We start from the raw sequence: 16,614 nt of genomic DNA, 5'->3' as shown, positions 1-16,614 counted from the left end.
GGTCGCGGGCTCCGCGAAACCCGAGACCGAGATCCTTAGTTGAGCTAACGTGCTGTCAGGGGACCGGTGGCTCATCGTGGAGGCGGACCAATGGCGGACCAGGCACGGGCCGCGCGACAGACCGAGCGGATCGCGCGGTTGTACGCCGAACATCGGCAGATCCGGGACGCGGCGCCGAGCCGCGAGATCAGCGCGGAGATCCGGCAGCCGGGAATGCCGCTGCCGCGGATCGCGGAGACCGTGATGACCGGCTACGCCGACCGCCCCGCGCTCGGGCAGCGATCGGTGGAGCTGAGCACCGATCCGCGGACCGGCCGCCGGACGACGCGGCTGCTGCCGACCTTCGACATCATGACCTACGGCGAGGTGTGGGCGCGCGTCGGCGCGGTCGCCGCTCACTGGTATCACGAGATCCCTGTGCGCGCAGGCGATTTCGTCGCCATCCTCGGCTTCACCAGCGCCGAGTACACCGTCCTGGATCTGGCGTGCGTCTACCTCGGCGCCGTCGCGGTTCCGCTGCAAGCCGGTGCGCCCGTCGCGCAGCTGCGCCCGATCCTCGGCGAGACGGCGCCGCGAGTCGTCGCCACCAGCCTGGACCTGCTCGACCACGCCGTGGACGGTGTGCTCGACGGTCACGCGCCGGATCGGCTGATCGTGTTCGACCACCACTCCGGCGACGACGATCACCGCGAGGCGCTGGAATCGGCCCGCCGCCGCCTGGCGGCCACCTCGATCGTGATCGAAACTCTCGATGACATCGTCGCCCGCGGCCGCGAACTCCCGCCCGCGCCGTTGCGGGATCCCGGAGCCGACGCGCTGACGCTGCTCATCTACACCTCGGGCAGCACCGGAACGCCGAAGGGCGCGATGTACACCGGCGGCTTGGTGGCCGCGATGTGGCTGGCCCAGCCGCTGGTCGCGTCGATCAACCTCAACTACATGCCGATGAGTCACGTGGCGGGCCGGATGAGCCTGTACGGGGTGCTCTCCCGCGGCGGCACGGCGTATTTCGCCGCGGCGAGCGATATGTCGACGTTGTTCGAGGACATCGCCCTGGTGCGGCCCACCGAGCTGTTCTTCGTTCCGCGCGTGTGCGACATGGTCTTTCAGCGGTACCAGAGCGAGCTCGACCGCAGGGCCGGCTCGGGCGGCGCGTCCGCCGACCTCGAAGAGGCGGTGAAAGCCGAACTGCGGGAAGACTTCTTCGGCGGGCGCTACATGACCGCGATGTGCGGCAGCGCCCCGCTGGCCGCCGAGATGAAGACCTTCGTGGAGTCCGTGCTCGACCTGGAGCTGCACGACGGCTACGGCTCCACCGAGGCGGGCGGCGGACTGGTCATCGACACGCTGGTGCGCAGGCCTCCCGTGCTCGACTACAAGCTCGTCGACGTGCCGGAACTCGGCTATTTCCATACGGATTCGCCGCATCCGCGCGGCGAGCTGCTGTTGAAGACGACCGCGATGATCGCCGGGTACTACCGGCGCCCCGAGCTCGATGCCGAGATCTTCGACGACGAGGGCTTCTATCGCACCGGCGACATCGTCGCCGAGCTCGGCCTGGATCGCCTCGTCTACGTCGATCGCCGCAACAACGTGCTGAAGCTGTCCCAGGGCGAATTCGTGACGGTCGCCAAGCTGGAGGCGGTGTTCGCGGGCAGCCCGCTGGTGCGGCAGATCTTCGTGCACGGCAGCAGCGAACGCGCCTATCTGCTCGCCGTGATCGTGCCCACCGACGACGCGCTGGCCCGCTGGCAAGGCGCGGAACTCGCTGCGGCGCTGAGTAATTCGTTGCAGCAGGTCGCCAAGGACGCGGAACTGAACTCCCATGAGATCCCCCGCGATTTCCTGATCGAGACCGAACCGTTCAGCACCGCGAACGGGCTGCTCTCCGGCATCGGAAAGCTGTTGCGCCCCAAGCTGAAGCAGCGATACGGCCAGCACTTGGAGCAGCTGTACGCGGATCTCGCCGCGGCCCAGAACGAGGAACTGCTCGCGCTGCGCCACGAGGCCGCGACGCGACCTGTGCTGGAGACTGTCGGCCGGGCGACCCGCGCCCTGCTCGGCTGCGCGGGCACGGACATCCGTCCGGACGCGCACTTCACCGATCTCGGCGGCGATTCGCTGTCGGCCTTGTCGCTGTCGAACCTGCTCGGCGAGGTCTTCGGCGTCGAGGTGCCGGTCGGCGTGGTCACCAGCCCGGCGAACGATCTGCGCGGGCTTGCCGAATACATCGACACCGCCCGGTCCGGCGGCGCGCACCGGCCGAGCTTCGTCGCCGTGCACGGTGATACCCGCCGGGTCACCGCCGCGCAGCTCACGCTGGAGGCGTTCCTCGATCCGGCGACCCTGTCCGTCGCCGCGGACCTGCCGCTCGCCGCGGGCCCGGCCAGGACGGTGCTGCTCACCGGCGCCAACGGCTACCTCGGCCGCTTCCTCTGTCTGGAATGGCTGGAACGGCTGAACAACGTTGGCGGCAAACTGATCTGCCTGGTGCGCGGCGCCGACGGGTGCGCCGCGCGCAAACGGCTCGACGAGGTCTTCGACACCGGAGACGCCGATCTGCTCGTTCGCTTCCACGAGCTGGCCGAGCGCGGCCTCGAGGTAGTCGCGGGCGATATCGGCGAACCGAATCTCGATGTGGACGAGGCTACTTGGCGGCGGCTCGCCGCGGAAGCCGACCTCGTTGTGCATCCCGCCGCGCTGGTCAATCACGTGCTGCCGTACCGGCAGCTGTTCGGCCCCAACGTGGTCGGCACGGCCGAACTGATCCGGCTGGCGCTGACCACGCGCCGCAAGCCGGTCAACTACCTCTCCACGGTGGCGGTCGCCGCGCAGATCGATCCGTCGAAGTTCGCCGAGGACGGTGACATTCGCGAGATGAGCCCGGTCCGGGTCATCGACGAGAGCTACGCCAACGGGTACGGCACCAGCAAATGGGCCGGTGAAGTGCTACTGCGCGAAGCCAATTCCCGGTTCGGGCTGCCGGTCGCGGTCTTCCGCTCCGACATGATTCTGGCGCACAGCCGATACGCCGGTCAGCTCAACGTGCCCGACATGTTCACCCGGCTGCTGCTCAGCCTGCTCGCCACCGGCATCGCCCCCCGATCCTTCTACCGGACCGAAACCGACGGGCAGCGTCCGCGCGCCCATTACGACGGTCTGCCTGCGGATTTCACCGCCGCGGCCGTCGCCGCGCTCGGCGCCGCCGCGACCGACGGCTTCCACAGTTACGACGTGCTCAACCCGCACGACGACGGGATCTCCCTGGACACCTTCGTCGACTGGCTGATCGAGGCGGGGCACCCGATCCACCGCATCGCCGACTACGGCGACTGGTTCACCCGTTTCGAATCCGCCTTGCGCGCTCTTCCCGAGCATCAGCGCGCCAACACCCTGCTGCCGCTGCTGCACGCGTACCGACGGCCTGCGCCGGCCTTGCCCTGCGCGGCCCTGCCCGCCGGGAACTTCCGCGCCGCGGTCCGATCTCTCGAACTCCCTGGCGCCGAGGACATTCCGCACCTGTCACCGCCGCTGATCGAGAAGTATGTCGGTGATCTGCGGCTGCGCGGGCTGCTCTGATCGCGCGAAAGGCCGAGGCCCCGCGCGCCGACGGTGCGGTGCGCGGGGCCTCGACACCCGGAATCAGGCACCCACGAACTTGTCGCCCGCGATCGAGGTCGACGGCGCGCCGTCGACGCCGACCGGGATGTCGCCTTCGAGCGTGGTGCGGTAGAGCACCCGCGTCACGTCGAGGTGGTCGAGGTCGCTCGGGGCGAGGTGAGCGGTGGCCCGGTTGTCCCAGAACGCCAGGCTGCCTTTCTCCCAACGGAATCGGACGGTGTAGGCGAGATCGGACAGCTCGTCGAACAGCAGCTTCAGCACCGCGTCGCTCTGGCGCGGGCTGAGTCCGACGATCCGGGTGGTGAAGCCGGGATTGACGAACAGGATCCGTTCGCCGGTGACCGGATGCACCCGTACCACCGGGTGTTCGGTTACCAGCGGCGCCTTGGCCACCTTCTTCGCGTAGTCGCTGTCCTCGTGCCAGGCGGGCTGCTTGCCGCCGAACCGGTGCTCGGCGCGCAGGCCGTCCACGAAGGTACGCAGCGACTCGGGTAGGCCCGCGTAGGCGGCGGCCAGATTGGTCCAGCTGGTGTCGCCGCCGCGTTCCGGCGCGACCTCCGCGCGCAGCAGCGAGGCGGCGGGCGGATTGATCAGCGGCGAGACATCGGTGTGCCAGTGGTTGGTGTAACTGAATTTGCGTGCGCCGAAACGCTTTTCGTACAGGCGGCTGTCCACGGCGAGGATCTCCGGGAACTCGGTTGGCGCGTCGTCGTCGTACGGGTGCGAGGGCGTGACGACGCCGAAGCGCCGGGAGAACGCGAGGTGCTCGGCGTGGCCGATGTGCTGGCCGCGGAAGAACAGCACCTTGTGCGCGTACAGCGCGGCGGTGAGGTCGGCGACCTGCTGGTCGGTGAGATCGGCGCGCAGGTCGACGCCGGTGACCTCGGCGCCGATGTGCCCGGCGACGGGGGCGATGTGGACGGTGGTAGGGGCTTCGCTGACGGTGGTCATGATCATGTCTTTCGGGAGGTGATCGACGGTGGGCGGCGGTCACTGCGACAGTTGCTGCTGCCCATGCGCATGTAGTCGACCTCGAGTCGTCGGATCAGCGGCATGGCATCGGTGGTTCGATGACGCTCAGGCGGTCGCTCGCGCGGCGGCCGGCGCGAATTGGCTTGCCACGGGCTCGAGTCCGTAGTGCCCCCGCAGCGTGGTCGCGGTGTACTCGGTGCGGAAGAGCCCGCGTTCCTGGAGGATCGGCACCACTCGGTCGACGAAGTCGGTGAGTCCGCCGGGCAGGTACGGGGGCATGATGTTGAACCCGTCGGCTGCGCCGTTCTCGAACCAGGTCTGCAGCTCGTCGGCGATCTGCTCCGGAGTACCGGCGAACGTGCGGTGCCCGCGTCCGCCGCCGAGCTTGCCGATGAGCTGGCGCACCGTCAGCCGCTCGTGTTCGGCGAGTTCCTTGACGAGCGTGAATCGGCTCTTGCCGCCCTCGATCTCGCTCTCCTGGGGCAGCGGAGGCAGCGGCGCGTCCAGCGCGTGCGCGGTCAGGTCGACGCCGAGCAGGCTGGACAGCTGGCGCAGCGCGTAATCGGGGGAGATGAGATCGGTGAATTCCTGCTCGAGTGCGCGTGCCTGCTCGGCGGTGTCGGCGATGAACGGCACCAAACCGGGCAGTACCTTCAGCTCGTCGGCGGAGCGCCCGTACTCGGGCAGCCGGGACTTCAGGTCGCGGTAGAACCGCTGTCCCTCCTCGAGCGTGCGCTGCGCGGTGAACACCGCCTCGGCGTACCGGGCGGCGAATTCCTTGCCGCTCTCCGACGAACCGGCCTGCACCAGCAGCGGACGTCCCTGCGGGCTGCGCGGCGAGTTGAGCGGGCCGCGGACACGGAACCGCTCGCCCGCGTAATCGATGGTGTGCACGCGGTCCGGGTCGGCGAACACACCGGTCTCCTCGTCGAGCACGATCGCCCCCGATTCCCAGCTGTCCCACAGCTGGACGGCGACGTCGACGAACTCCTGCGCGCGTTCGTAGCGACGCGCGTGCTCGGGGATGGCGTCGTACCCGAAGTTGAAGGCCTCCTGCTCGTTGCCGGAGGTGACGATGTTCCAGCCTGCGCGGCCGCCGCTGAGGTGATCCAGCGAGGCGAAGACGCGGGCCAGGGTGAACGGCTCGTTGTAGGTCGTCGACGCGGTCGAGATGAGCCCGATCCGTTCGGTGGCCGTGGCGATCGCCGACAGCAGGGTCACCGGCTCGAAGACGGCCAGCGTGTTGCGCTCGAGCTGCGGGCCGACCGCGAGTCCGTCGGCGAAGAAGACGGAATCGAGCTTGCCGCGCTCGGCGATGCGCCCGAGCTCCTGGAAGTGCGCGACGTCGAGCACCCGGCGCGCTTCGGTGCGCGGGTGCCGCCACGCGGCCTCGTGATGGCCGACACCCATCAGGAAGGCGTTGAGGTGGAAGGTCTTACGAGATTCGGACATGGTGGGTTCTGCGTTCTTTCGTTAGAGCACGATCAGGAGTGGTTGCGCCAGCGGGAGAATCGGCGCTCGAGTGCGACGAGGACCCCGTTGAAGGTCAGGCCGAGCAGCGAGATGGCGAGGATGCCCGCGTACATGTTCGGGATCTGAAAGTTCTGCTGCGCGGCGGTGATGAGATAGCCGAGCCCGGCGCGCGCGCCGACCATTTCGGCGGCGATGAGCACCAGGATCGAGGACGCCGCCGCCATCCGGACACCGGTGAAGATCGATGGCACCGCGGCGGGCAGCACCACCTTCTGGAACAGCCGCAGCGGGCCGAAGCCGAGCGAGACCGCCGACTTGATCAGCAGCGGGTCGACGGTGCGCACGCCGGTGACGGTGTTCAGCAGGATCGGGAAGAAGCTGGCGTAGAGCACCAGCGCGACCTTCGACGTCTCGCCGATGCCGAGGATCAGGACGAAGACCGGAAGCAGCGCCAGCGCGGCGGTGTTGCGGAACAGCTCCAGGATCGGATTCAGGAAGTCGGCCACCGGCCGGTACCAGGCGATGCCGATGCCGACCGGGATGGCGAACAGCAGCGCCAGGGTGAAACCGCTGAGCGAGCGGGTCAGGCTGGTGGAGACGTGCTCCCACATCTCGCCGCTGGTCACCAGATCGGCGAACGCCTGCACCACGACCGAGCAGGGCGGCAGGAACACCTCGTCGACGAGCCCGAGGCGCGGCGCGCTCTCCCACAGCGCCAGGAACAGCGCGATGACGACCGTCGGCTTCAGCAGCCGCCAGCCGAGCCGCAGGGTGGCGGCGAGCAGACGGGAAGCCTGTTCTGCGCGCACCCGCGTCGGCGTGGCTGCCTTCGGTTCGGCACGGCCGGCGGTCTTCGCCAAGACCGGCACTGCGCTAGACATGGGCGTGCCTCCTTTCGGTGCCCGCGGAGCCGATCTCCGCGCGTTCGATTCCCTGCGCGCGAGTCACTTCGGTCTGCAGCTGCTCCCAGATCGCGTGCCGGTATTCGCGGAAGCGCTCGCCGGAACGGATGTCGGCGCCGGATTCGCGGTCGATGTCGATCTCGAGGATCGACTTGACCCGCCCCGGTCGCGAGGTCAGCACCGCCACCCGTTGCCCGAGGTAGACCGCCTCGTCGATGCCGTGGGTGATGAACAGGATCGTCTTCCCGGTCGCCTTCCAGATGCGTAACAGCTCGTCCTGCAACGATTCCCGGGTCTGCGCGTCGAGCGCGGCGAACGGCTCGTCCATCAGCAGCACCTCGGGGTCGAAGGCGAGGCTGCGCGCGATGGCGACGCGCTGCTTCATGCCGCCGGACAGCTCGTGCGGGTAGCGGTCGCCGAACCCGGCCAGGCCGACCAGTTCCAGGTAGTGGTCGGCCAGCTCCCTGCGGCGCGCCCGGCGTAGTCCCTTGGCCTCGAGCCCGAACTCGATGTTCGCCCGCGCGGTGCGCCACGGCAGCAGCGCGTACTGCTGGAAGACGACGCCGCGGTCGAGGCCGGGTTCGGTGATCGGCTTGCCGTCCAACAGGAGTTGTCCAGCGGTCGGCTTGCTCAGCCCGCCGAGCAGATCGAGCAGCGTCGACTTGCCCGACCCGCTGGGGCCGACCAGCACGAGGAACTCGCCCTCGCGCAGGTCGAGCGAGATGTCCTCCAGCGCGGTGAACTGCTCCTGCGAGCCGCGGATCGCGAACTGCTTGCTCACCCCGCTGAGGCGGAGTTTGACTGCGGTGCCGGTCATTTCGCCGCCACCACCTCTCCGGCCGGGCCCGTGGTCGGTCCGTAGGTGCCGTTGGCGTACGGGTTGTCCTCGTTGGTGAACAGGTCCTTCGCCGAGAGCTTGCCCTTGGCCAAGTCGCCGTTGCGGACCAGCCAGTCGATCCAGATCTGCAGTTCCTTCTCCGCGATCACCGCGCCGGGCACCGGAATGCCGGGGCTGCGCCAGTACTTCAGCAGTGCGGTGTTCTCATTGCGCCCACGCTTGTCGATGATGGATTCGAAGCGAGCGAGAACCTGATCGCGCGGCGTCACCTGGAGCCAGCGGGTGGCGCGGGCCGTGCCCTGCACGAAGTCGCGCACCGCCGCCGGATGCTGCTGGATGTAGTCGTCGCGGAAAACGTAGGTGCCGTAGTCGAACTCGCCGAAGATCGCCTTGTCGGCGAAGAGCGGGTGGATGCCGCCGCGCTCGACGGCCGTCTCCCGGAACACGCCGCCGAGCGCGGCCACGTCGATCTGCTTGTTGCGCAGCGCTTCCTCGGTGTTCACCGGTGGCACCACCACGAGCTCGACCTGCTCGATCTCCTGATCGCTCAGCCCCTCGCGGTGCAGCCATTCGCGCGTGACGAATTCGTGGTGCGCGCCGAGGGTGTTGATCCCGACCCTCTTGCCGATCAGATCCCGGGCCGAGGTGATGCCGGAATCGTCGCGCACGAAGTAGCCGGTGTAGGAGAGTTCGTCGGCGCCATAGGAACTCAGCACGGAGGTGACCGGCGCGCCGCCTGCCACCAGTTTCACGACGGCGCCGTTGAAGGCGCTGCCGAATTCGATCTGCTTGGTGGCCGCGGCCTGGATGTTGGCGGGCCCACTGGTGGTGTCGCCTTCCCAGTGCAGCTCGATTTCCGAGAAGTAGCCGAGCTCGGCCGCCAATTCGAAGGCCGAGACCTGGCCGGTGGACCCCTGATAGCGGAGCACGGTCTTGCCGTCGGCGGTGGTGGCGGGTCGGGACGAGCCGCACCCGGCAAAGACCGCCACGGCGGTGGGGATCGCGAAGACGGCGGCGAGCGCGCGGAGCACCCGCGGTCGTCGATTCAGGGACAACATCTTTCGGTTCTTTCGCTGAATGCGCTCACCGTCCGGACGAGGGCATGCCGATACGACAGGTGAGCGTAGGAAGGCTGTCTGATCGAGGCTCGTGGCGCGGTGAAGCGCCGACGTTCAGCGGCGACAGACGCCGTGCGGGACGCGCATGAGGTCCACCGTGCGGCGGCGCGTCAGCCGGGCCTCACCCATGGGGAACCTCCCGTGTGTCGGCGAATCGGACGTGCAAGAACTATCGCCGGACGGGCTCGGCGCGACAATGGTTCGGCGCAGCTCGCGCCTAATCCTTGGGGCGCGCTCAGAGGTGGTATCGCACAACGGGACTCCACAGCACGAAGCTGTCGATCCCGGCGGCCGCGGTCGCGTCGATCTGCGCCTTGACCTCGGCGGGGCCGTAGGTGACGCCGAGGCTGAAGTCCTGCAACCACGGCACGACCTTCGCGCCGGTGCCCTCGGTGATCCTGCGGAAATCCTCCAGCGAGCGCAGCACGATGTCGTAGGGCTGGCCGTTCGGGTTCGCGACGCCGTATTCGCCGGGGTTCCAGTGCGAGGGATAGACCATGGGCGCCACGTAGTCCAGGTGCGCGGCCATCATCGGAATGTCCTGGGCGATCTGATCCGGCCGGGTGGCGGCGATGCCGAACACCGCGGCGCTCTGGAACGCGCCTGCGTCGTGCACCGGATCCCGGCTCTCCCGCAGGAACTCCGCGATCGAGACGCTCGGGTCGGTCGTCGCGCCGGGAAACGTCATGCTCGACAGGCTGCCGTCCGGACGCCGGATGTAGTCGTACATGATCTCGTCGAACCCGAGCGCCGCCGCTTCCGCCGCGAGATCGATGTTGTACTTGCGCACCTCCGGATGCGCGAAGTTGGTGAACGCGATCGCACCGTACTTGCTGGAATACGGCCGGCCGCCGGGATTCTGCACGACCCAGTCGGTCCGTCCGGCGTGCCAGGCCCATTCGGCCAGCGTCGGGTCGCGGAACGCCACGATCCGGCCGATCACCCGCAGGCCCATCTCGTGCAGCCTGCTCAGCGCGGCGCGCGCATCGTATATCGCGGTGGCGGCGCCGGATTCCCTCGCCAGCGGCACCTGGGAGTCGTAGCCGACGACACCGTCCTCGTCCTTGATGTCGAGCTGGACGGTATCGATGCGCCCGGCACGGGCGAGATCGAGCACGCTCTCGCGCAACCCTTCGTGCGACCACGCGTGCGCGGTGACGTGCACCGCCCTGATCCTCGGCAGCTCGACGACGGCCGTGAGGGGCGTCCGCGCCGTATTGCCCGCGGCGTCGACCGCGACGAGCTCGGCGCCGCTCGGCGCGCGCGGCAGGGTGATCTCGAAGAATCCGTCCTCGCCGGTGGTCGCCGAGACCGCGCCGATCGAGACCCGTTGCGCGCCGATCGCCTTGCCGCGCAGCGTGACCGGCGCGCGGTAGGAGCGCACGGGCTGGAGCGGGTCCAGCTCTACCGTGGGCGGCGTCGAATCCACCGTGAACGACGCGCTGGCCGATGGCCCGGAGCGCAGGAATCCGAGCGGACCGCCCGCGGGGATCTCGGCGGTGAATTCGTGTGCGCCGTCCGGCAATACACCCGGGCGGTAGACGACGTCGTCGCCCTCGACCACGCCGTCGACCGGCGTGCCGTCGAGCTCGAGACGGACCGCCTTCGGATCGTGGCCCGCCACATCGACGCGCAGCGCCAGCTCCGGCGCGGCCGCTGCGCCGACGACGCGTGCTGGCAGTCCCGTGACGGTGAACCGTTCGGCCGCGGGCCGCAACGCCGCGACCAGGACCGCGACGGCGAGCATCGACCCGACGACGGCCACCGCGATCGCCGCGAGCCGTCGAGCGCGGGTATTCGGGACACGTTTGAGCAACGCGCGCACCAACTTTCGACTTCAGGTGCCCCTACTATCCACGGCGGCAGGTCCCGATGTCGGGCATTTCGCCCATAATTCGCTGATTCGGCACGTTGCGCGCGTACGGTGAGCCGATGGTGAGCTATGGCGCGTTGGCGTATCGGTGCGCGCTGTCGGTGCTGACGTCCACGCTGCTGCTCGGGTGCGGCGCGGCGGCCGAATCCGCCATGCCCGCCGTTGTTTCCAGCTCGGAGTCGGCCGTGCCAGCGCCCCAGGCGGTGGATCCGGCAGCCGTAGGGGCGAACGAGCTCGGTCTCGTCCCGGTGCTGATGTACCACCAGGTGACGGCGCACCCGGCGGGCGAATACGACCAGACGCCCGAGGAATTCCGCGCGGAACTTGAGCGGCTGCACCGCGAGGGCTACTGCCCGGTGACGGCGGCGGACTACATCTCCGGCGCGATCGACATCCCGGCGGGCACGCACCCGGTGGTGCTCACCTTCGACGACTCGACGGTCAGCCAGCTCACCCTGACCGCCGACGGCCGCCCCGAGCCCGGCAGCGCCGTGGGCATACTCGAGGAATTCGGCGCCGCGCATCCGGATTTCCGCCCGACCGCGACGTTCTACGTGAACGACGAGGCGTTCGGCGGCGACCGCCGCGCACTGGCCTGGCTCGCCGAACACGGCTACGACCTCGGCGCGCACACGGCGTCGCACGCCAACCTGTCCCGCTTGGACGCGGCCGGGGTGCAGCGCGAACTGGTGCAGAACCTGCGCGCCGTCGCCGCTGCCGCGCCGGGCGTTCCGGTGCGCACGATGGCCTTGCCGCTCGGCGTCTTTCCCGCCGACCGGCGGCTCGCCGCCGCCGGCGAATGGGACGGCACGCCCTATGACTTCGCGGCCGTCATGCTGGTCGGCGCCGAACCCGCGCCCTCGCCCTACGGTGCGATCGATCCGGCTGGTGTTCCGCGAATCAGGTCGGGTCGCGGGGAGGTTCCGTTCGATTCGGCGCACTGGCTGGACCGCCTCGCGCAGAACCCGAACCTGCGCTACACGTCCGACGGTGATCCGAGCCGCGTTTCGTTCCCGCGCGGCCTCGCGCCGGAAATCGGTGCGGCGTGGGCGGATCGGGCACGCGCCTACTGAGCGGCGGTGCTCAGCGGCGCATCCGGTACTCGGCGAGCACCCGCCGCACGCCGTCGACGAGTTCGCCGCGCCAACGGAAACCGAGCCGGGCGGCGACTTCGGCGAACAGGTCGACCGAGGCGTCCAGCGCCCGTCGGGCGTCGTCGGCGTCGAAGCGGCCGAAGGTCTCGTGCACCCGCCGCCGCCGCCGATCGGGAGGCAGCCACTCGTCCATGTGGTTGCCGATGTACCAGGTGTAGCGCGGATGGTCCTGGTCGTTCGCGCCGTACCACTCGAGCACCTGGAGCAGACACTCCTTCATGGGGTTGTCCCGGAACTTCGCCACCCACAGCTCGCCGCGGTTCAGATGATCGACACCTGGGTGGCCTCGAAAAGGAATTCCCGCGGCCGCGCGATCCGGTCTGCACGAGTGCCATGATCCGGTCGTCCTGCCGTGCCCAGGCGACGACGGTGGCGAGGAGTTCCTCGGCATCCTCCATGGGGCGACGGTACCAAGGGGCGGAATTCCGGCGGGCCAGATGGGATTCGGGCTGAAGCCGGACCCGAGTCCCAGCTGACCTGCTCGGCGATGGTGGGTCGCTTTCGGGGGCAGTGCGACCCACCCTGCAACCTCGGGGCTACCAAGGTTGTTTCAGCGTAAGCCAAAAATTTGCTATGCCAGCCCGTTTCGAGTGAAAGACGCCGTGTCGTTACCGAAATTTCGCAGACAGAAGGTGCTGCAGGTCGTAACTCCGCCGAGGTTACGCAGTGTTGCGCGGTGCGCGCGAGGCGGTCACGGTCGTGCCACGGACCGACGCGTTCGACGCCACGACGGGCAAGAGATGGATCGATCGGCTATGACAAGGCACACTTCGCCGTGAGTAATCGCGGATTCGAGGTATTCCTCACCAGCCCAGTATTTCGTCGCCCGCTCGCGGGCGGACACAGGAAGGTCGTAGTCGATGATCCGGGAACGCGTGGACAAGATCGTGCTGTCGGCGATCGACAAGGGCGCGCGAGCGCAGACGCCGCTGGTCGAATGGTATGGCGACTGGCTACGCGGTACCCATCCGGACGAGACGCCCGAGCAGGCGCTCGAACGCCTGCGTCGGCACTATCTCCTCGCGGTCACCGCGAGCGGCGCCACGGTGGGCGTCTGCGCCGCGGTGCCAGGTATCGGCGTGGTCACCGGTCTTGCGGCGATGGGTGTGGAGACCGTCTTCCTCGTCGAGGCGTCGATGCTCTACGCGCTCACCGCCGCGGCGATCCACGGTGTCGAGCCCGACGAGATCGCGCGCGAGACCGCACTGGTGTCCGGCATCGTGTTCGGACCCGGCGGCGTCCAGTTCATCGGCAAGAACACCGCGAACGCGGCCAAGAACTGGGCCGTCGAGCTCACGAACCGGATTCCCGGGGTGTCGAGCCTGAACGAGGGCGCGGTGCAGCGGATCGTCGTGCAAACCATCGCCAAACGCAGCGTGCTCGCGTTCGGGCGGGTGATACCGGCGGGCATCGGCGCGATCGTGGGCGCGACCGGCAACAGGGTGCTGGCCGCGACGGTGATCTCCAACGCGCGCAACGCATTCGGTCCCGCTCCGGCGAGCTGGATCGTGCTCGACGACTCGGTTACGGGTGCGGCGTACACCGAGGAAGCGCTCATCGACGTCTCGGAGCCCAGCTGAGCGACGCTCCGAGCCGTCGAAAATGCGTGGAAGCCTATTGCCGTGTGGTGCCGTAGCGTGACTCGCGCGGAGTGGCCGGCCGAGCGCTCGATCCGAACATGACGCGCTGCCACCAGGCCTCGAGCCGACTGGGTTCGGGCCAGATCACGACGGCGGGATCGGGTTCGGACTGCTCGGTTGCGGCGTTGTCGACCATGCTTGCCTCCTCGGCAGGTGGGCTGGGCGCCTACATGGTCGGGCCGCGAGGCATCGCGACGTGCTCCATTGCACCGGACCGACGGGAGAACCCCTTGGACTTCCTGCCCCGAACGAGATGACGCGGTCAGGATGTCGACCCACTTCTATTCCAGGTAGCCACAATTTTAGCGGACGTCAGCATTTCAGGAGAGAAACTTTCCGGGCGCGGGTCCCGTACGGCGCCCGGTTTGCGTACGTCGAGAGAGGTAGAACGCCCGATTCCGCCGGTCGGTGGCGCATTGCCCGTTCCTGGTGGGAGTGTGGGCTGATGGCGACGGAGGCGGCTTTCCAGCGGGGGAACGCACCGCCGAGGCGGGTGCTCATGTCCTCGGTGGCGCTCGCGTCGGCGCTGGTTCTGCTGCTGGCCGGGCTCGTGGCGTGTGGTGCGCGGCGCGTCGATGTCGCGGGGTCGCCCGGCGAGGTCGTCTCGGTGACATCCGTGTTCGGCACCACGACCGAGCAGACGGCCGCGTACCTGAACCAGTGGGCGATCCAGACCCCGGTCCGTAACGGTATCGACGCCTACCGGGTCGTCTATCGCACCTCGGCTCCCGACGGCGCGGGCACCACCGCGAGCGGCTTATTGATCCTTCCGCGGACCGAGGCGCGCAGGCTGCCGGTCGTCAGCTACGCGCACGGCACGATCGTGCACAAGGACGAGGCGCCCTCCGCTGACGCCGAGACGGACCGGGCCCGCACCGCCCTCTTCGCGGCGGCTGGTTACGCCGCGGTCGCCCCGGACTATCTCGGCCTCGGCGAGGGGCCGGGCTCGCACCCCTACGCGCACGCGCCGACCGAGGCCAGCGCGTCCGTCGACCTGTTGCGCGCCGCGCGGGCGGTGGCCGAGCGGGAGGGGCGAGAGCTCGACGACACGCTGCTGGTCACCGGGTTCTCCCAGGGCGGCCAGGCCGCGATGGCACTGGCCGAGCGGGTGGCCGCCGCGCCGGACCTCGGTTACACGCTGGCGGGTGTCGCGCCCGTGAGCGGTCCGTATGCCATCCGCGAGGTGCAGACGCCCGCCGCGTTGGACGGCCGGGTCACCCCGCGCGCCGCGGTGCTCTACATCGCCTACTGGCTCACCGCGATGAACCGGATCTACCACCTCTACGACGAACCGGGCGAGGCGTTCCAGCAGCCGTACGCCGAGCGGGTCGAAGAGCTCTTCGACGGTCGCCACGACGTGCTCTCGGTGTCCACCGGATTGCCCGACACCCCGGGCGAACTGCTGACGCCGCGCTTCCAGGCCCTCGCGCGCGACCCGAGTGGCGCCGCGCTGCGCGCGATGACCGACAGCGACCGCGCCTGCGACTGGACGCCCCGCGCCCCGGTAAGGCTCTACGTCTCCTCGGCCGACCGCGCCGTGCCCGCGGCGAACGCCGAACGGTGCCGTGCGGCGCTGGGCGGCGACCGGGCGAGTGTGGTCGATCTCGGGCCCGTCGACCACTCGGCCACCGTTCGTCTCGCGCTGCCCCAGATCCTCGCGTGGTTCGGCGAGCTGGCTCCGGCCGTGTGACGCTTCGCGCGGAATCTCGAACCCCTTGCCTGGCAACGCCGCTGGTGAAAGCGGGCGGTGTGTGCACGCGGTGATCGTCGGTATATTGGCCGTCAGGTCGGGGCCTTCGATTGGAGTGATTCACTGATGCGTCAAAGGTTGACGTTTGGTCTCGGCGTCGCGTCCGCCGTCATGGCGGCGGCCGGGGTGCTCGCGCCGCAGGCGGTCGCGCAGGAGCTGGCGCCCGGCATCTCGTGCGAGCAATTCAGCTGTCGCAACGACACCGACGACACCTACCGGGTGGAGTCCGTCGTAACGTGTTCGGATGGGGCAGGCCAGATTCCGGTCGTGACGTACGCGCGGCCGCAGGCGACGACCAAGGTCTTCGCCGGGTGCCCGCACGTCACCGTTCCCGGCAAACTCCAGCACCATCCGCCGGTCCCGAACCCGGACGGCCCTGGTTTCATCTACCCGCCGCCCACCATGGGGCCGCCCGAAGTCGAGATCACCTATCCCGTGTTGATCGATCACCGCAGCGCCGAGGTCGACAACAACCCGCCGCAGCGGCCGACTGGCTCCGCGGGCTGATCATTGCCCGAGGGCTCGCCGTCCTCGGCTGCGAATGCCCTTCGCGGCAAGGTGATTTCGACAGGAGCCAGGCCGATCGCCCGGTGCCGGTCGGTGGACGGTGACCGCCCCGTCGGACCGGCGCCCACGGCGGTAGGACTTGCCGAACGCCGTCCGATCCGTTGCGACGGCCCGCGCGGGAATTCGGTCAGAGTCAGACCGGAGGCCTGCGGCGCCGTCGACTGCTGGGAGTCACCGGCGGGCTCGACGGTGGTCGCGGCGGCATCGGTCGTTCGAAGCCGGGATCGCCTGCGGCTCGCCGAGCGGCCCGTCCGGCACGGCGGGCCGCCTGCGAGCCGGGTTCCCACCGCACCGCGCCGGTCGCGCCCGGTAGGCGCGATCGGCGATGGGTGACGGCGACGACGCCCGCGCCGATGACGATCACCAGCGCCATCGCCGCGACGAACCGATCACAGCGCGACCGTTCGCGGATCCGGCGGGCGGGCGGCGGATCGATGGCTCGGTCGAGCGCCCGCATCAACCGGTCTTCCAGTCCGGCGGGTGGAGGCACCGCATCGAGAATGCTCAACGCCGCCAATGTCTCTCGCGCAGTGTCGACCGTCGCGTCGAACTCTGCGGCGCACACCCGGTCGGCGGCCGCGCGTCGCCGTTCGATGAGTCGGCGCTCGGTCTCGGTGACGGCGTCCATCGCATAGGGATAGGCCAGCTCGAGCAGGTCCGCCCCGGAGTGTTCCGGCGTCTTCATGGTCATCGCTGCTGGGTGCTT

14 protein-coding genes are annotated in these 16,614 nt (G+C 69.2%); 5 read left to right on the top strand and 9 right to left on the bottom strand.

The window, feature by feature from the left end; all coding sequences use genetic code 11:
* Window positions 1–90: 90 nt before the first annotated feature.
* Window positions 91–3,579 carry a carboxylic acid reductase gene (gene car / locus AB0H50_RS33855; protein WP_357460891.1) on the top strand — a complete coding sequence of 1,163 codons (3,489 nt, stop codon included), beginning with the start codon at window positions 91–93 and terminating at the stop codon, window positions 3,577–3,579.
* 63 nt (window positions 3,580–3,642) lie between these two features.
* On the opposite strand, the gene AB0H50_RS33850 is transcribed toward car, so the two are convergent.
* From AB0H50_RS33850 to AB0H50_RS33825, 6 genes are all read right to left on the bottom strand, one after another.
* Entirely contained in the window at window positions 3,643–4,572 is a 930-nt protein-coding gene (locus AB0H50_RS33850; RefSeq protein WP_357460888.1) for a TauD/TfdA family dioxygenase, read from the bottom strand.
* A 126-nt stretch (window positions 4,573–4,698) separates the two neighbouring features.
* On the bottom strand, window positions 4,699–6,045 hold the full coding sequence (locus AB0H50_RS33845) for an LLM class flavin-dependent oxidoreductase (protein WP_357460886.1): 1,347 nt from the start codon (window positions 6,043–6,045) through the stop codon (window positions 4,699–4,701).
* 32 nt (window positions 6,046–6,077) lie between these two features.
* Window positions 6,078–6,947: an ABC transporter permease gene (locus tag AB0H50_RS33840; protein WP_357460885.1), complete on the bottom strand. Its 870-nt coding sequence runs from the start codon at window positions 6,945–6,947 to the stop codon at window positions 6,078–6,080.
* Complete coding sequence (locus AB0H50_RS33835; protein ID WP_357460883.1) at window positions 6,940–7,785, bottom strand: ABC transporter ATP-binding protein; 846 nt, start codon at window positions 7,783–7,785, stop codon at window positions 6,940–6,942. Before AB0H50_RS33835 ends, AB0H50_RS33840 begins: the two co-directional genes overlap by 8 nt.
* A complete protein-coding gene (locus AB0H50_RS33830) occupies window positions 7,782–8,864 on the bottom strand; it encodes an ABC transporter substrate-binding protein (RefSeq protein WP_357460881.1) in 1,083 nt (360 codons plus the stop codon). Before AB0H50_RS33830 ends, AB0H50_RS33835 begins: the two co-directional genes overlap by 4 nt.
* Window positions 8,865–9,159: 295 nt before the next feature.
* Window positions 9,160–10,740 (bottom strand): putative glycoside hydrolase, encoded by a 1,581-nt coding sequence (locus AB0H50_RS33825; protein ID WP_357460879.1) that lies wholly within the window; start codon window positions 10,738–10,740, stop codon window positions 9,160–9,162.
* Window positions 10,741–10,856: 116 nt separating this feature from the next.
* On the opposite strand from AB0H50_RS33825, the gene AB0H50_RS33820 reads away from it, so the two are divergent.
* Window positions 10,857–11,870, top strand: coding sequence for a polysaccharide deacetylase family protein (locus AB0H50_RS33820; protein ID WP_357460877.1), 1,014 nt, complete (start codon window positions 10,857–10,859; stop codon window positions 11,868–11,870).
* A 10-nt stretch (window positions 11,871–11,880) separates the two neighbouring features.
* Here the strand turns inward: AB0H50_RS33820 and AB0H50_RS33815 are convergent, their stop codons facing one another.
* On the bottom strand, window positions 11,881–12,342 hold the full coding sequence (locus tag AB0H50_RS33815) for an aminoglycoside 6-adenylyltransferase (protein WP_357460874.1): 462 nt from the start codon (window positions 12,340–12,342) through the stop codon (window positions 11,881–11,883).
* 469 nt (window positions 12,343–12,811) lie between these two features.
* On the opposite strand from AB0H50_RS33815, the gene AB0H50_RS33810 reads away from it, so the two are divergent.
* The gene (locus AB0H50_RS33810; RefSeq protein ID WP_357460872.1) at window positions 12,812–13,531 is read left to right on the top strand and encodes a hypothetical protein; all 720 of its coding nucleotides are present in this window, start codon (window positions 12,812–12,814) and stop codon (window positions 13,529–13,531) included.
* 34 nt (window positions 13,532–13,565) lie between these two features.
* On the opposite strand, the gene AB0H50_RS33805 is transcribed toward AB0H50_RS33810, so the two are convergent.
* Window positions 13,566–13,727: a hypothetical protein gene (locus AB0H50_RS33805; RefSeq protein WP_169812324.1), complete on the bottom strand. Its 162-nt coding sequence runs from the start codon at window positions 13,725–13,727 to the stop codon at window positions 13,566–13,568.
* A gap of 309 nt (window positions 13,728–14,036) precedes the next feature.
* On the opposite strand from AB0H50_RS33805, the gene AB0H50_RS33800 reads away from it, so the two are divergent.
* Together AB0H50_RS33800 and AB0H50_RS33795 are read left to right on the top strand one after the other, a co-directional pair.
* Window positions 14,037–15,281, top strand: coding sequence for a hypothetical protein (locus tag AB0H50_RS33800; RefSeq protein WP_357460870.1), 1,245 nt, complete (start codon window positions 14,037–14,039; stop codon window positions 15,279–15,281).
* 126 nt (window positions 15,282–15,407) lie between these two features.
* Complete coding sequence (locus tag AB0H50_RS33795; protein WP_357460867.1) at window positions 15,408–15,848, top strand: hypothetical protein; 441 nt, start codon at window positions 15,408–15,410, stop codon at window positions 15,846–15,848.
* A 193-nt stretch (window positions 15,849–16,041) separates the two neighbouring features.
* Here AB0H50_RS33795 and AB0H50_RS33790 read toward each other — a convergent pair whose 3' ends face one another.
* A complete protein-coding gene (locus tag AB0H50_RS33790; protein ID WP_357460865.1) occupies window positions 16,042–16,599 on the bottom strand; it encodes a hypothetical protein in 558 nt (185 codons plus the stop codon).
* Window positions 16,600–16,614: the final 15 nt, after the last annotated feature.

Source organism: Nocardia sp. NPDC050793 (assembly GCF_040654065.1).
Taxonomy (GTDB): Bacteria; Actinomycetota; Actinomycetes; order Mycobacteriales; family Mycobacteriaceae; genus Nocardia.
This window is presented reverse-complemented; position numbering and strand designations above follow the sequence as displayed.

Excerpts from the sequence above, each read along its gene's own strand:
- AB0H50_RS33795 (WP_357460867.1), top strand. The coding sequence starts at position 15,408 with ATGCGTCAAAGGTTGACGTTTGGTCTCGGCGTCGCGTCCGCCGTCATG.
- AB0H50_RS33830 (WP_357460881.1), bottom strand. The coding sequence starts at position 8,864 with ATGTTGTCCCTGAATCGACGACCGCGGGTGCTCCGCGCGCTCGCCGCC.
- AB0H50_RS33850 (WP_357460888.1), bottom strand. The coding sequence starts at position 4,572 with ATGACCACCGTCAGCGAAGCCCCTACCACCGTCCACATCGCCCCCGTC.
- AB0H50_RS33820 (WP_357460877.1), top strand. The coding sequence starts at position 10,857 with ATGGTGAGCTATGGCGCGTTGGCGTATCGGTGCGCGCTGTCGGTGCTG.
- car (WP_357460891.1), top strand. The coding sequence starts at position 91 with ATGGCGGACCAGGCACGGGCCGCGCGACAGACCGAGCGGATCGCGCGG.
- AB0H50_RS33815 (WP_357460874.1), bottom strand. The coding sequence starts at position 12,342 with ATGCCGAGGAACTCCTCGCCACCGTCGTCGCCTGGGCACGGCAGGACG.
- AB0H50_RS33810 (WP_357460872.1), top strand. The coding sequence starts at position 12,812 with ATGATCCGGGAACGCGTGGACAAGATCGTGCTGTCGGCGATCGACAAG.
- AB0H50_RS33790 (WP_357460865.1), bottom strand. The coding sequence starts at position 16,599 with ATGACCATGAAGACGCCGGAACACTCCGGGGCGGACCTGCTCGAGCTG.
- AB0H50_RS33805 (WP_169812324.1), bottom strand. The coding sequence starts at position 13,727 with ATGGTCGACAACGCCGCAACCGAGCAGTCCGAACCCGATCCCGCCGTC.
- AB0H50_RS33835 (WP_357460883.1), bottom strand. The coding sequence starts at position 7,785 with ATGACCGGCACCGCAGTCAAACTCCGCCTCAGCGGGGTGAGCAAGCAG.
- AB0H50_RS33845 (WP_357460886.1), bottom strand. The coding sequence starts at position 6,045 with ATGTCCGAATCTCGTAAGACCTTCCACCTCAACGCCTTCCTGATGGGT.
- AB0H50_RS33800 (WP_357460870.1), top strand. The coding sequence starts at position 14,037 with ATGGCGACGGAGGCGGCTTTCCAGCGGGGGAACGCACCGCCGAGGCGG.
- AB0H50_RS33840 (WP_357460885.1), bottom strand. The coding sequence starts at position 6,947 with ATGTCTAGCGCAGTGCCGGTCTTGGCGAAGACCGCCGGCCGTGCCGAA.